The following is a 14,527-nucleotide window of genomic DNA, read 5'->3' on the forward strand; positions in this document are numbered from 1 at the left end:
CTTTCAGGCGGCGCGGGATTCCGGCCAGGCTTCGCCGGAGCCAAGCTGGTCCGTCTCGACCGTGACCCGGTTCATGATGCGGGTTTGCGGCCAGTAATCGGCGACGGCGTAATGCAGCGTCGACCGATTATCCCACATGGCGACGGAATCGGGTCGCCAGTGGAAGCGGCACTGGAATTCCGGCAGCCGGCAATGGGCGAACAGGAAGTCCAGTATCCCCCGGCTTTCCGTCGCCGACACGCCGTCGATATGGGTGGTGAAGCTCTCGGACAGGTACAGCGATTTATGCCCCGTTACCGGGTGACGCCGCACCATGGGGTGCGGGACCGGCGGGTTCGCCTTCCGCATCCGCTCCATGCGTTCGAAATTGTCGTTTTCCCAGCTGCGCTTCTTGGCGGCGCTGCCATGCAGTTTCTGGAAATCGTTCCAGGCCGTCTTGTCTTCCAGATAGGCCTTCATATCGTCGCTCAGCGCGTCATAGGCCGCCCTGGTGCTGACCCAGATGGTATCGCCGCCGGCCGAAGGGACCGTGACGCCGCGCAGGATCGACGCGAATTCCGGCGCGGCGCGGAAAATGCCGTCGGTATGGTAATGGTTCACATTCGGCGGGCGCGCTTCGTCGTTTTCCAGTACGGCCATTTCCGGCACGTTTTCATCGACCAGAAAGGCCGCGCGCTGCGCGATGCGCAACCGGCCGAAGCGGCGGGCGAAGTCGGCCTGCTGCTGCGGGGTCATGGCCTGGTCCCGGAAAAAGACGACGCCATGGGCCATCAGCGCTGTGTGAATTTCGCGGATCGTTTCGTCCGGCAAACTGGCGGTCAGATCGACGTTGCCGATTGTGGTGCCAATTGCCGGTGTTTTCGGCGTCGACGAAATGGTCTCGAACTGTATCGCGTCTGCCATGACAGCCTCCTGATTTTTCAGACATCTTGTCAAATGGTCATGCACCGTGCAACCAGCCAGAAAAATCCTGTTCTCCCAAACTGTCGATACTGATATGATAAATAATAGGTTTTGGTTGTGGCGCTGGCTTGTTCTGCACGCCATCCTTTCAGGCGTACAGGGGAACGCGGGCAAAATTGCGGATTGCGATCGGCTTCCGGCCCCTTTGGTGGCGCGGAATACGCCGAAGCGCGAACCCTGGCGGGGATACAAGGCGAATAATCCATGGCAAGGGCCCTTGAAACGGTTCATGGCGAATCCGGGAACGATGCGCAGCGCCGGACCATGTATTCAATTGACAGTATAGAAAACATCGAACGCGAAAGCCCTGTGCTGGACATGCTCCATTATTTCTGGAGCACGCTGCGCAACGGCGCCAACGCGACGCCGCATGTGTCGGCGTTCGACGTCAGCAAGATCGTGCCGCAGGCGGGTGCCCGGTTTCTGTCCTGGGTCGACTCGACGCCGGAAGATCCGCGGAATTTCATCATGGCGCGCCATCCGGCGAGCCCGATACCGGGGATGGGGGCGGAGCTGACGGGCAAGCGCCTGGGCGACATTCCGATATCGCTGCATGCGGAATCGATTTTCGTCGAATACCTGCGCTGCAAACGCTGGCAGACACCGATGTTCCATGAAATTGAACAGATTATCGGCGGATATCAGCGGCATTATTACCGTCTGCTGCTGCCCCTGGCGAATGACAGGGGCGACGTGACGCGGATCGTCTACATGAACCATTTCCTGACGCCGCCGCGGCAACTGTACGATCCGGACGAATACAGCGACCGGCACAGGTAACTGTCGCCGCCGGCTTTCTAACGGAGCGCCGCGCAGGCCTGCTGGATGAGGTCGCCGCCGCGCACCAGGTCTTCTTCCGGCGCGACAAAACTGGCGCGGAAATAGGGCGACATTCCGTAGGCTTCGCCCTGCACCACGGCCACGCCGACGGTGTCCAGCAGGTACATTGTGAAATCCGTGTCGGTTTCCAGCACCTTACCGTCCGGCGTTTTCCTGCCCATGGTCCCGGCGCAGGAACAGAAAATATACATGGCGCCTTCCGGCAGGTCGCAGCTCAGACCTGTCGCCGCATTCAGTTTCCCGTACAGGATATCGCGCCGGTATTGCAGGTTGGCGGTCCGCTCGGTGACAAATTCCTGCGGTCCCTCCAGGGCGGCAATGGCGGCGGCCTGGGCAACCGCGCTGGCCCCGGCGGTGCTCTGCGACTGCATCTTGGACATGTTGGCGATGATTTCCTTCGGTCCGCCGGCGAAGCCGAGCCGCCAGCCGGTCATCGAATAGGCCTTGGAGACGCCATTGCAGGTGACCGTGCGGTCGTACAGGCCCGGTTCGATCTGGGCGAGGGTCGCGAAAATACGACCGTCGAAGATCAGGTGTTCATAGACATCGTCGGACAGGATATGGACATGCGGGTGCTCCATGAGGACCGCCGCGAGGCCCCGCAATTCTTCCGCCGAATAGGTCGCGCCGGTCGGATTGCTGGGCGAGCTGAAGATCAGCCATTTTGTCTTCGCGGTGATCGCCTCGGCCAATTGTTCAGGCCGCATCTTGAACTGGCTGTTCTGACCGCTGGACACGACAACCGGCGTGCCGCCGGCCAGCAGCACCATGTCCGGATAGGATGCCCAGTACGGCGCGGGAATGATGACCTCGTCACCCGCGGAAACGGTTGCCATCAGCGCGTTGAACAGGATCTGCTTGGTGCCGGATCCGACCGCGATCTGGTCCAGCCCGTATTCCAGCCCGTTGTCGCGGCGGAATTTGAGTCGCGCCGCTTCGCGCATGGCCAGCAGCCCGTTGATCGGGGTGTAGTGGATCTCGTTGCGGTCCATCAGCGCGATCACCGCCGCCTTTGCGTGATCGGGCGTCGGGAAATCCGGTTCACCGGCCGTCAGCTTTATGATATCGCGCCCCGCCGCCTGTAACTCGCGCACCCTGGTGGAGGCGATCTGGCTCGGCGATGGTTTGAAGCGGCTCATCCGCGGCGCAAAGAAACTCATGACAGCTGGCTCCCCCCGAAAAAATGTCGCGTAGTTTAAGCGCATCGCCCGGGGGCAGCGCCAGAGGTTTTCGCGTCTACAGTCTTTTCGCAGCGGGTCGCGCCGGTCATAATCCCCACAGTTAATTTAGGAGCGCCGTCAATGCCGGATCGGGGAGAGATAACGGGGGTCGACGTATTGCGCGTGCCCGCGCTGAATAAATCGTCGGGTTTCACCGAGGAGGAGCGGGACCGGCTGAAACTGCGCGGCCTGCTACCCGTCGCGGTGCTGACCCAGGATGTCCAGCTCGACCGGACAATGGAAAATGTCCGCCGCAAGGCGGACGCCATCGAGAAATACATTTTCCTGAACGCATTGCAGAGCCGCAACGAGCGCCTGTTTTACCGGGCATTGCAGGATCATATCGAGGAACTGCTGCCGATCGTCTACACGCCGACAGTCGGCCAGGCCTGCCGGGAATTCGCCCATATCTTCCAGCAGACCAAAGGGTTTTATGTCACGCCGGCGGATCGCGGACAGATACGTGAAATTCTGGACAACTGGCCTGAAGACGACGTGCGCATCGTCGTGGCGACCGACGGCGAACGGATTCTAGGCCTCGGCGACCTCGGCGCCAGCGGCATGGGCATCCCCATCGGCAAGCTGGCGCTCTATGTCGCCTGCGCCGGCATCCATCCGCGGCAGTGCCTGCCGGTCATGCTGGATGTGGGGACGGATAACGAGGCGTTGGCGAGCGACCCGCTCTATCTGGGCGTCAGCGGCAAGCGGCTGCGCGGCCCCGCCTATGATGAACTGGTGGCGGAATTCATCGCCGCGATCCAGGACAGGTTTCCCGGCGCGCTGATCCAGTTCGAGGACTTCCAGACCGCCAACGCCTATAAGCTGATGAATACCTATCGGGACAAAGTGCTGTCGTTCAACGACGACATCCAGGGGACGGCGGCGGTCGTGCTGGCCGGCTTCTATTCCGCCTGCCGGCTGATCGGCCGCGGCATCGGGGACATGAAGGTAATGTTCCTGGGGGCCGGTTCGGCGGCGAGCGGTATCGCCGACCTGACCGTCCCGGCGCTTGTCGCGGAAGGGCTGAGCGAGGCCGAGGCGCGCCAGCGGCTGTGGTTTGTCGATATCAACGGGCTGGTGGTGCAGCAGCGCAACGATCTGGCGGCGCATAACCTCCCCTATGCCCATGCCCATCCGCCGATGGATTTCATCGATGCAATACGGGCGGTCCAGCCGGATATCCTCGTTGGCGCGACCGGCACCCACGGCGCATTTACCGAGGAAGCCATTCGGCTGATGGCGGAAATCAAGGAACGGCCGGGGGTTTTCGCGCTGTCCAATCCGACCTCGCAGGCGGAATGCACCGCCGAGGAAGCCTATCTGTGGAGCGGTGGCCGCGCGATTTTCGCCAGCGGCAGCCCGTTCGCGCCGGTCACGATTGACGGCAGGACGTTCCGGCCCGGCCAGGGCAACAATGTCTATATTTTCCCTGGCGTCGGGGCCGGGGCCCTGTTCTGCCGGGCATCGCGGATCAGCGACGAGATGTTTCTGGCGGCGGCCAGGGCCCTGGCGGCGGAAGTGGGCGAGGCTGACCTGGCTGCCGGTGCGATCTACCCGCCGATGACCGATATCCGGAATGTTTCGCTGAACATCGCGACCGCGGTGGCGGAAATGGCCTATGCGCAGGGGCTGGCCGGGCGCAATCGACCCGCGGATATCCGCAAGGCGATTGCGGCAGGTATGTACGATCCGCGTTATTAGATCAGATCATCTGGCGATTCAACGGCATGTGAATCTGATCTATCTTGTTGAAGGTGCTGTACGCGGGATTTACGCGCCTATCGGCGGGGACGGTACTGCAGTGTCAGGGTGCCGTTTTCCACCCGGTATCCTGTCAGGCGGTTCAGGAAGGACATGCCCAGCAGCGAATTGTCCAGCGCCGCGCCGTTGACCGCCGCCGAAACGTTGCGGATGGCGATGGGGCCGATTTCGATGGCGTCCAGTGTGACGGGGGCCGCCTGTACCGCGCCATTCGCCGTCCGGTATGTCCTCGAGAAATCCAGCGCGGCCGGGTCGAAACCGATCCGCGCGGCGTCGCGCGGCGACAGCACGACGTCGCTGGCGCCCGTATCCACCAGGAAGCGCACGGGAACGCCATTGACCCGCCCCTCGACCTGGTAATGCCCGCCCGCGCCGGCGCGGAACAGAATCTCGCCGCTATCGCCCTCGACGCCCAATCCCGGCACCAGTTCGCCCAGGAACCGGTTCCCCAGCGCGGCGAATTCGAACCGGTTGCTGTAGGCCAGCCCGATGGCGCAGGCCAGGCCGATCCAGATGGCCGCGTGCCGGATCGACCGGCGGGCGCGGAAACCGTGGTGAAAGACGCCGCCGGAAACAAGGATCAGGATCGCCAGCAGATAAATCAGGTTCATCCAGTCGCGGGAATCGGAAACCGCATAGGGGAACCGCCAGACAAGCAAACCGACCAGTGCGATTACGGCAATGAGGATGAACCAGAAAACCCGGGGCCTGCCGCCGCCGGGCCAGGATGTCCGACGATTTACCATGCCGTCCTCGTGTTCATCTGGCGGGATTTCTCCGAATTATTGCGTCTTTCCTGCAATATAGGGACGGAGGGGCAAATATTCGCCCTTGAATTCGCGGTAGCCTGTTCTTCGATACTGCGAGCGAAGTTGACCTTCCTGCCGGAGGAAAGAGTAGAACTTGTCCGGACGCACATATACAGGATGGATATCGATGGAACGGATTATTGCTGCACTCGGGTTGCTGTGTCTGGCGACCTTGCCGGCGCTGGCATCTGGCGATGCGGGCAGCCCGTATGCCGGGCAGGACCGGCATGCGATAAAGGCGCTGTCCCCTGCTGATATTGCAGACCTGCTGGCCGGACGCGGCTGGGGATTCGCAAAACCCGCGGAACTCAATGGCTATCCGGGTCCCGCGCATCTGCTGGAATTCAGGGACCGGTTGGACCTTAGCGACCGGCAGGTCACCGAAATCGAGCGGTTGTTCGAGCAGATGCAGCAGCGCGCCATCGCGCTGGGCGAGGAATATGTCGCGGCGGAACGGGCGTTGGACATGGCGTTCGGCGGCGGCACGGTTGCGCCCGACACGCTGGCGCCGCTTGTGCAGCGGGCGGCGGAACTGAAAGGGCGTTTGCGGCTGGTGCACCTGGAAACGCATCTGGCAACGCTTCCTCTGCTGACACAGCACCAGATCGTCACCTACCGGCGACTGCGCGGCTACGACACGCCGATGTTCGGGCATCGTCGGCATTAAGCCGGTTGCCTTATTGACTGCCATTCGGGAACGCACCACATTCGCCGGATTGGTCGTCCGTGTCTGGCCATGTCGCATTTCAGGTTGGATTCCAGCGCAATGAAGGCAGAGCATCAACCGCGGTCGCCGGCCCGGTTCGGTACCGTCTTGGGAGTCGGCCCGGGGGGCGTTCCGGTCTATTCGTCCGATTACGCCACCGCCGACCGGAAGGAACTGCCGAACCGGCAAGCCTACCGGCATTATGTCGATGGCGTCTTCATGGGCCACAAATGGCAATGCGTGGAACTGGCCCGGCGCTGGATGTTCCTGAACAAGGGCTACATCTTCGACGACATCGCGATGGCCTATGATATTTTCCAACTGCGGCATGTCCGGGTGGTGAAGGACGGGACCTTGCTGCCGCTGCATTCCTTCCGCAACGGATCGAAACGGCATCCGGAACCGGGGGCGCTGCTTGTCTGGAACGAGGGCGGCACCTTCGATGTCACCGGACATGTGGCCGTGGTGACGGAGGTATTTGCGGAACGCATCCGGTTCATCGAACAGAATGTCGACCATGCGGTCTGGCCCGAAGGTCAGTATTTTTCGCGCGAGTTGCACACACAGATCGCCGACGATGGCGGCTACTGGATCGCCTGTTCCTATCACGATACGGAAATCCTCGGCTGGGTGATCCAGACGGACGACGACAGCCATTCGGAACGGATCGCCGACGTCGACCCCCGGGTATTCAACCTGCAATCCAGGGAAGTGGCGCATAACGGACAGGCCGGGGATACCTGGCTGAACGTCGCCAATCCCGAAGAGGCCGCTTATGTGGCGATGATGGGGGGCTGCAGGCTTTCCGGCAACGACGCCGATGCATACCGGTATTTCCGCATTTCCGAATCGGCGCTGAAGGAGATCAAGCGGGCGACGAACGAACTGCATAACATGTTCATGCACGCGACTAACCATGTGCTGCAGGACGACGCGCTGCTGCGCAAATTCAATCTGCCCGAGGAACTGTGGCCGCGGATCCACGAGTCCTGGGACAATCGCCGCAACCAGATGATCACCGGCCGGATGGATTTTTCCGTTTCCGAACGGGGCGTGAAACTTTACGAATACAACGCCGATTCCGCGTCGTGCCATCTGGAGTGCGGCAAGATCCAGAGCATGTGGGCCGATCATTTCGGCTGCGATGACGGCGATTGCCCCGGCGACGCCCTGTTCGACGACATGGTTTCCGCCTGGAAGAAAAGCGGCGTGAACGATGTGCTGCACATCATGCAGGACAGCGATCCGGAGGAAAGCTATCACGCGCAATATATGAAATCCGCGGTGGAGAAAGCGGGCATCCCCTGCAAGATCATCACCGGACTCACCGGTCTTGGCTGGGACGACAGGGGATGGGTGGTCGACGCCGATGGCGTGCGCATCAAATGGGTCTGGAAGACCTGGGCCTGGGAAACGGCGCTGGACGAACTGCGCGCGGAAATCGCCGATGACAATGAGAAGGGGCGATTGACACGGGCGGAACGGATGGCCGTGCCGCCGCGTCTGGTCGATGTGCTGCTGCGCCGCGAAGTCATGGTGTTCGAGCCGCTCTGGACCCTGATCCCCAGCAACAAGGCGGTCCTGCCGATCCTGTGGTCGATGTACCCGAACAACCGCTACCTGCTGAATTCGCAATATGAACTGACGGCGGATCTCATCGCCGGCGGCTATGTCCAGAAGCCGATTGTCGGCCGTTGCGGGCACAATATCGCGATTTTCGACCGCAACAATGATCTGGTCACCGAAACGGCGGGCGGGTTCGATAATCGCGACCAGATATACCAGGCGTTCTTCCCGCTGCCGAAGATCGATGGCCGCAACGTCCAGGTCGGCACATTCTCCGTGGCCGGGACCTATGCCGGCGCGTCGGTGCGGGTCGATCCGTCGCCGATCATCACCACCGACAGCGATATCCTGGCGCTGCGCGTCGTCAAGGACCGGGACCTTTAGCATTGTGGGAGGGGGGCTGCGCGGCGCACGGCGAATCCGATATACCGGATGCGGCGATGCGTCTGAAACGGACCCGCGTGATGCCGATGAAGGAAGAAGCAGACCTGCCGATTGCGGACGAATTGCGGCGGCAGTCCGACCGGGGGGCCGCGATACTGGCGCTGGCCTATCTGGAAAACCGGCTGGACCTCGCGCTCGCCGCGCATTTCGTGACCGACGCGCATACGAAGGACAGTTTCCGCAAGGTCTTCAAGCATACCGGTCCCGCCGGCGCCTTCGGCATCAAGGCGGAAATCGCCTTTTTGCTGGGCCTGTGCGACCACGCAATGAAGGAGGATCTGGTCGCGCTCTCCGATATCCGCAACGATTTCGCCCATATCGCCCGGGCGCTGGATTTCGGATCGGCCGAAATACGTGAAAAATGCGCCGGATTGCTGACGCCGCCAATGGAGCGGGGCCAACCTGACGGTCGCGCCGCCCGCCGCCGCTTCATGGCCGTTGTCGCCCTCGCGGCGGCGCTGTTCGATATTCCGGACCAAGGTGGACGCCGTGACGCTTCTTAATACTCGCTGATTTTCAGCCGAACAAATACATCGGCTGTCGTGGCGGGGCCGTTACGACACTGAAACCGCGCCGGATCATATGCGGTACAAACGGTCTTGCGAGCCGGAAAATCGACCCCATATGATCTGCGACAGGGTGCCTCAAAGAGGGTCCTGTCATCATAGTGTCCTTACACCGCCTGCCTCGACGAGGGGGCAAACTAGGGGATTGCCATATCATGAATCTTGAAAAATATACCGAACGCGCGCGCGGCTTCATCCAGTCGGCGCAGACGCTTGCCTTGCGCAGCAACCACCAGCAGTTGACGCCGCTGCATGTCCTCAAGGTGCTGCTGGACGACAAGGAAGGTCTCGCGGCCAACCTGATCGCCGCCGCGGGCGGTGATTCACGCGACGCGCTGGCCAATGTCGAAATCGGACTGGGCAAGATATCCAAAGTCGAAGGCAGCGGCGCCGGTCAGGTGTATCTCGCCCCCGAAACGGCCCGCCTGTTCGATCAGGCGGAGCAGGTGGCGGAAAAAGCCGGCGACAGTTTCGTTACCGCCGAACGGCTGCTGCTCGCCCTGGCGCTGGCGCAGGGAACCGATGCCGCGAAGGCGCTCGCCGATGCCGGCGTGACCCCGCAGGCGCTGAACAAGGCGATCGAGGAAATCCGGCAGGGCCGCAAGGCGGATTCCGCCACGGCCGAAGACAGCTATGACGCATTGAAGAAATACGCCCAGGACCTGACCGCCGCGGCGCGCGACGGCAAGCTCGACCCGGTCATCGGCCGTGATGAGGAAATCCGCCGCACGATCCAGGTGCTGTCGCGCCGGACCAAAAACAATCCGGTGCTGATCGGTGAGCCGGGCGTCGGCAAGACGGCCATCATCGAGGGGCTGGCGCAGCGCATCGTCAATGGCGACGTGCCGGAAAGCCTGAAGAACAAGCGGCTGATGGCGCTCGACTTGGGCGCCCTGATCGCCGGGGCGAAATTCCGCGGGGAGTTCGAGGAACGGCTCAAGGCGGTGCTGCAGGAAGTGACCGCCGCCGCGGGTGAGGTGCTGCTGTTCATCGACGAACTGCATACGCTGGTCGGCGCGGGCGCGGCGGAAGGCTCGATGGATGCCTCCAACATGTTGAAGCCGGCGCTGGCGCGCGGAGAACTGCATGCGGTCGGCGCGACGACCCTGAACGAATATCGCAAGCATATCGAAAAGGATGCGGCGCTGGCGCGGCGCTTCCAGCCGGTCTTTGTCGACGAGCCGACGGTCGAGGACACGATCTCGATCCTGCGCGGGTTGAAGGAAAAATACGAACTGCATCACGGCGTGCGGATCACCGATTCCGCCATCGTCTCGGCGGCGACGCTGTCGAACCGCTATATCACGGACCGGTTCCTGCCGGACAAGGCGATTGACCTTGTCGACGAGGCGGCGAGCCGGTTGCGCATGGAAGTCGATTCCAAACCGGAAGCGATCGACGAACTCGACCGCCGCATCATCCAGCTCAAGATCGAGCGCGAGGCGCTGAGGAAGGAAACCGACAAGGCGTCCCGGGATCGGCTGACCACGCTGGAAAAGGACCTGGCCGAGCTCGAGGGGCGAAGCGCCGAGCTGACGGCGGCCTGGCAGGCGGAAAAGGACCGGCTGCAGGGTTCGCAGGACATCAAGGAGCAGCTCGATCAGGCGCGTAGCGAACTGGATCGTGTCCGCCGCCAGGGCGATCTGGCCCGGGCGGGTGAACTGTCCTATGGCATCATTCCTGACCTCGAGAAGAAACTGGCGCAAGCCGACGAATCCGCTGAACACCGGATTCTGAACGAGGAAGTTACCGCGCAGGACATCGCGGGCGTCGTGTCGCGCTGGACCGGCGTGCCGGTCGACAAGATGCTCGAAGGCGAACGCGAGAAGCTGATGGCGATGGAAGAATCCCTCGGCAGGAGGGTGATCGGGCAGGACGAAGCGATTGTCAGCATCGCCCATGCGGTGCGTCGCGCCCGCGCCGGGCTGCAGGACCCGAACCGGCCGATTGGCTCGTTCCTGTTCCTGGGACCGACCGGGGTCGGCAAAACGGAACTGACCCGCGCACTGGCGGAATTCCTGTTCGACGACGACCAGGCAATGTGCCGGATCGACATGTCGGAATACATGGAGAAGCACGCCGTCTCCCGGCTGATCGGGGCGCCTCCCGGTTATGTCGGCTATGACGAAGGCGGCGCGCTTACCGAGGCGGTCCGGCGCCGGCCTTACCAGATCATCCTGTTCGACGAGGTCGAAAAGGCCCATCCCGACGTCTTCAACGTGCTGCTGCAGGTGCTCGATGACGGGCGGCTGACCGACGGGCAGGGGCGGACGGTGGATTTCACCAATGTGGTGATCGTGCTGACCTCCAACCTCGGCGGGGACATTCTGGCGGCCCAGCCCGAAGGCGAGGATTCCAGCGCCGTGCGCGGGCAGGTGATGGAAATCGTCCGGGCTGCCTTCCGTCCGGAATTCCTGAACCGGCTGGACGAAATCCTGCTGTTCCACCGTTTGAGTCGGGCCAACATGACCAAGATCGTCGATATCCAGCTGGGGCGGCTGCAGAAACTGCTGGACGACCGCAAGATCACACTGGAGCTCGACGCCGCCGCCAAGGAGTGGCTGGGCGATGCCGGCTACGATCCGGTCTATGGCGCCCGGCCGTTGAAGCGGGCGATCCAGCGGTCGTTGCAGAACCCGATCGCCAGCCTGATCCTTGAGGGGCGTGTCGCTGATGGCGAAACGATCCGGGTCACCGCCGGCGAAGGAGGGCTGGTCATCAACGGGGAGCAGGTAGCGGCGGAAGCCGCCTGACCGGGGAATAACATTCATGGTGCCGGAAGCCGGCGGGTTGTAAAAAAGCCCGCCGGCTTTACTTTTATCGCCATCAATCAATGACAAGACAGGGCAGGGGGACAGGGATGCATATCACCGCGAATTTTGATTCCGGCAACATCGAGGTCATCGACGCGTCGGACGCGGCCAATGTGCGGCTGAACATACGCAAGGATACGGAATCGGATTTCTTCCAGTGGTTTCATTTCCGCGCCGTCGGCGTGCGCGACGCCGATTGCGCCTTCCGCATCGAGAATGCGGGGCAGGCCAGTTACGCCAGGGGCTGGGAAGGCTATCAGGCCGTTGCCTCCTATGACCGGGCGGCGTGGTTCCGCGTGCCGACCGAATATGACGGCGCGGTCCTGACGATTCGCCATACGCCGGATCGGGACGCGGTGCATTATGCGTATTTCGCGCCCTATTCGACCGAACGCTGCCGGGATTTCATCGCGCAGTGCCAGACATCGCCGCGCGTGGCGCTGGACGTGCTGGGGCAGACGCTGGACGGCGCCGACATGGACCTGGTGACCGTCGGCCAGTCGGGTGCGGGCAAGCATGTGTGCTGGGTTGTCGGCCGCCAGCATCCGGGCGAGACCCAGGCCTCCTGGTGGATGGAAGGGTTCCTCAACCGCCTGACGGACGAGGCCGATCCGGTGGCGCGCGCGGTGCTGCAGAAGGCCGTATTGCATGTCGTTCCCAACATGAACCCCGATGGCAGCCGCCGTGGCAATCTGCGGGTCAACGCTTCGGGTGCGAACCTGAACCGCGAGTGGGCCGAGCCCAGCATGGAGAAAAGCCCCGAAGTCTTCATGACGCGGGAGCGGATGCGCCAGACCGGCGTCGATTTCTGTCTCGACGTGCATGGCGACGAAGCGCTGCCTTATGTCTTCATTGCCGGGGCCGACGGCATTCCCTCGCTGACCGACCGGCAGAAGACCGCGAAGGACATTTTCGATGCGGCGCTGGTGCGCGCCAATCCGGATTACCAGACCGAGAAGGGCTATCCCAAGGCATCGCCGGGCAAGGGCAACCTGACCCTGTGTTCATCGCATGTGGCGGAATATTTCGGTGCGCTGGGCATGACCCTGGAAATGCCGTTCAAGGATAACGCCAACGCGCCCGACGACCGGGTCGGCTGGTCGCCGGAACGCTGCCAGCGCCTGGGCGCCGGATGCCTTGATGCGATCTACGCCGTATTGGACGATTTGCGATAGGTGGGCCTGCCCGGCGCGATCTGAGCTAATCACCGGTCGCGAGCTGTGTATCCGCGGGCGGCAGGGCGGCGTAGCGATCCTCCAGCGCATCGCGCATGGTGTTGAAGCGCGCCAGCTCCTTGCCCGTCAGCGTCCGGCCGCTGGGCAGGTTCAATGTCTTGGGATTGACCTGTTTGTTGTCGATCAGGATTTCGTAATGCAGGTGCGGGCCGGTGGAGCGTCCGCTGGTGCCCACATAGCCGATGACCTCGCCCTGCTTGACCCGCTTGCCGGCGGCGATACCCTTGGCGTAGTTGCGCAGATGGGCGTAGGCGGTCTTGTAGGTGCCATTGTGGCGTATCCGGATGTAGTGGCCATAACCGCCATTGCGTCCGGCCAGTTCGACCACCCCGTTGCCCGCCGCATAGATCGGCGTGCCGCTGGGGGCGGCGAAATCGGTGCCGCGATGCATCTTGGTATAGCCCAGGATCGGATGCTTCCGGCGGCCGTAGCCGGAGGAGATCCTTGCGCCGTCGATCGGGGTCATGATCAGCGCCTTTCGGCTGCTGCGGCCCCTGGCGTCGAAATAGTCGATTTCGCCATCGGCGGTCTCATGGCGGTAGAGACGGATTTTCTTGCCGCTCAGCACCATTTCCGCAATCAGGATTTCGCCTTCCGCCAGCGCGTTGCCGGCATCGTCCACCATGCGTTCATACATCATGTCGAAGGAATCGCCTGGTTGGACATCGCGCTGGAAATCGACGTCATAGCTGAATATCTTGATCATGCTGGCCAGCGTATTGGCCGGCAGGCTGGCTCGGGTGCCCGCGACATAGAGGCTGGAATGGATGGTGCCCGATGCTTTGGTCGCCGTGGCGGTAAGCGGCGTATCGATTGCCGCGGCCTCGAAACCGCCCGTCTCGCCGCGCGTTACGGCGACCCGACGGGTCGAGGCGACCTCCAGGTCAAGCTCCTGCAGCATCGGGTCCTGGCCGGGTTCCGGTGCGTGGCGGGTCACGGTGACCTGCACGCCGGGCCGGATATCGCGGGGATTGTAAACCTTTTTCAGCGCCGCGACGGCTTCATGCGCCTCACTGCGATCGACGCCGCCCCTGACCAGCAGCGCCATCAGCGTGTCGCCGCGGGCAACGGTCAGGTTATCGACAACAGAGGGGTCGGGCAGGTTGTCGAATGCGTCCCCGTCTTCCAGCAACGCCATGTCGTCTGTCTGCGTATCGGGTGTCGTCAGTTCCCCTGTCTCCGGTTGCAGCGTCCCGTGTCCGGAGGGACTACCGAGCCATAAGACGGTTGCGAGAGTTGTCGTGACGACGGCTGTCAACATACCAATACGCATAAGGTCCTAATCCTGTCGCCGTTATTGTCCCTGTAATACCTGGCATTAACCAAGATAACAGCATGCCATGCCATTAATTATCGCGTTAACCGTAACTTGTGAACCTTAATTTCAGGTAAACCGCCACTTAAACCTTTATTTTTCTTTATGATGGGCGGTTTTCCGCAAGTTATCGCTTGATGTCGAAATTATTTCATTTTGTGGGGACAAAGCGTTTGACATGTTTGTGGGGGCGGTCGTATAAGCCCCCTCCACGGCGCGGGTGACCTCCTGCGCCATTCGACGCGGACTGATATTGCGTTGCTGTTCTAGTTTATTGTGAATCGGAAAT

The 14,527-nt window shown here is 62.2% G+C and carries 12 protein-coding genes; 7 read left to right on the top strand and 5 right to left on the bottom strand.

The annotated features are described in order from the left end of the window. Positions 1–3 precede the first annotated feature (3 nt). Positions 4–903: a TauD/TfdA family dioxygenase gene (locus tag WD767_14820; GenBank protein MEX2617366.1), complete on the bottom strand. Its 900-nt coding sequence runs from the start codon at positions 901–903 to the stop codon at positions 4–6. Positions 904–1,167: 264 nt separating this feature from the next. Here WD767_14820 and WD767_14825 point away from each other — a divergent pair, with 264 nt between their 5' ends. Continuing rightward, positions 1,168–1,743 (top strand): hypothetical protein, encoded by a 576-nt coding sequence (locus WD767_14825; protein MEX2617367.1) that lies wholly within the window; start codon positions 1,168–1,170, stop codon positions 1,741–1,743. Positions 1,744–1,760: 17 nt separating this feature from the next. Here WD767_14825 and WD767_14830 read toward each other — a convergent pair whose 3' ends face one another. Continuing rightward, positions 1,761–2,963 (bottom strand): aminotransferase class I/II-fold pyridoxal phosphate-dependent enzyme, encoded by a 1,203-nt coding sequence (locus WD767_14830; GenBank protein ID MEX2617368.1) that lies wholly within the window; start codon positions 2,961–2,963, stop codon positions 1,761–1,763. 141 nt (positions 2,964–3,104) lie between these two features. Between WD767_14830 and WD767_14835 the strand changes: the two genes are divergently transcribed. Next, positions 3,105–4,724, top strand: a complete 1,620-nt coding sequence (locus WD767_14835; GenBank protein ID MEX2617369.1) for an NAD-dependent malic enzyme — start codon at positions 3,105–3,107, stop codon at positions 4,722–4,724. A 77-nt stretch (positions 4,725–4,801) separates the two neighbouring features. On the opposite strand, the gene WD767_14840 is transcribed toward WD767_14835, so the two are convergent. Then, positions 4,802–5,530 (bottom strand): TIGR02281 family clan AA aspartic protease, encoded by a 729-nt coding sequence (locus WD767_14840; protein ID MEX2617370.1) that lies wholly within the window; start codon positions 5,528–5,530, stop codon positions 4,802–4,804. Positions 5,531–5,720: 190 nt separating this feature from the next. Between WD767_14840 and WD767_14845 the strand changes: the two genes are divergently transcribed. The 5 genes from WD767_14845 to WD767_14865 all read left to right on the top strand — a co-directional run bounded on the left by WD767_14845 (position 5,721) and on the right by WD767_14865 (position 12,863). Further along, on the top strand, positions 5,721–6,260 hold the full coding sequence (locus tag WD767_14845) for a hypothetical protein (GenBank protein MEX2617371.1): 540 nt from the start codon (positions 5,721–5,723) through the stop codon (positions 6,258–6,260). 99 nt (positions 6,261–6,359) lie between these two features. Continuing rightward, positions 6,360–8,249, top strand: coding sequence for a bifunctional glutathionylspermidine amidase/synthase (gss, locus tag WD767_14850; protein ID MEX2617372.1), 1,890 nt, complete (start codon positions 6,360–6,362; stop codon positions 8,247–8,249). A 56-nt stretch (positions 8,250–8,305) separates the two neighbouring features. Further along, a complete protein-coding gene (locus WD767_14855) occupies positions 8,306–8,812 on the top strand; it encodes a hypothetical protein (GenBank protein MEX2617373.1) in 507 nt (168 codons plus the stop codon). Between the two features lie 218 nt (positions 8,813–9,030). After that, a complete protein-coding gene (gene clpB, locus WD767_14860; protein MEX2617374.1) occupies positions 9,031–11,628 on the top strand; it encodes an ATP-dependent chaperone ClpB in 2,598 nt (865 codons plus the stop codon). Positions 11,629–11,735: 107 nt separating this feature from the next. Further along, complete coding sequence (locus WD767_14865) at positions 11,736–12,863, top strand: M14-type cytosolic carboxypeptidase (GenBank protein MEX2617375.1); 1,128 nt, start codon at positions 11,736–11,738, stop codon at positions 12,861–12,863. Positions 12,864–12,888: 25 nt separating this feature from the next. On the opposite strand, the gene WD767_14870 is transcribed toward WD767_14865, so the two are convergent. Beyond that, positions 12,889–14,196: a peptidoglycan DD-metalloendopeptidase family protein gene (locus WD767_14870; GenBank protein ID MEX2617376.1), complete on the bottom strand. Its 1,308-nt coding sequence runs from the start codon at positions 14,194–14,196 to the stop codon at positions 12,889–12,891. A 135-nt stretch (positions 14,197–14,331) separates the two neighbouring features. Continuing rightward, a partial coding sequence (locus tag WD767_14875; protein MEX2617377.1) for a hypothetical protein occupies positions 14,332–14,527 on the bottom strand: 196 nt, incomplete at its 5' end.

This window comes from Alphaproteobacteria bacterium, assembly GCA_040905865.1.
GTDB lineage: Bacteria > Pseudomonadota > Alphaproteobacteria > UBA8366.

Bases quoted from the DNA above. Each gene is read 5' to 3' on its own strand.
- WD767_14820 (MEX2617366.1), bottom strand. From the start codon at position 903: ATGGCAGACGCGATACAGTTCGAGACCATTTCGTCGACGCCGAAAACA.
- WD767_14825 (MEX2617367.1), top strand. From the start codon at position 1,168: ATGGCAAGGGCCCTTGAAACGGTTCATGGCGAATCCGGGAACGATGCG.
- WD767_14830 (MEX2617368.1), bottom strand. From the start codon at position 2,963: ATGAGTTTCTTTGCGCCGCGGATGAGCCGCTTCAAACCATCGCCGAGC.
- WD767_14835 (MEX2617369.1), top strand. From the start codon at position 3,105: ATGCCGGATCGGGGAGAGATAACGGGGGTCGACGTATTGCGCGTGCCC.
- WD767_14840 (MEX2617370.1), bottom strand. From the start codon at position 5,530: ATGGTAAATCGTCGGACATCCTGGCCCGGCGGCGGCAGGCCCCGGGTT.
- WD767_14845 (MEX2617371.1), top strand. From the start codon at position 5,721: ATGGAACGGATTATTGCTGCACTCGGGTTGCTGTGTCTGGCGACCTTG.
- gss (MEX2617372.1), top strand. From the start codon at position 6,360: ATGAAGGCAGAGCATCAACCGCGGTCGCCGGCCCGGTTCGGTACCGTC.
- WD767_14855 (MEX2617373.1), top strand. From the start codon at position 8,306: ATGCGTCTGAAACGGACCCGCGTGATGCCGATGAAGGAAGAAGCAGAC.
- clpB (MEX2617374.1), top strand. From the start codon at position 9,031: ATGAATCTTGAAAAATATACCGAACGCGCGCGCGGCTTCATCCAGTCG.
- WD767_14865 (MEX2617375.1), top strand. From the start codon at position 11,736: ATGCATATCACCGCGAATTTTGATTCCGGCAACATCGAGGTCATCGAC.
- WD767_14870 (MEX2617376.1), bottom strand. From the start codon at position 14,196: ATGCGTATTGGTATGTTGACAGCCGTCGTCACGACAACTCTCGCAACC.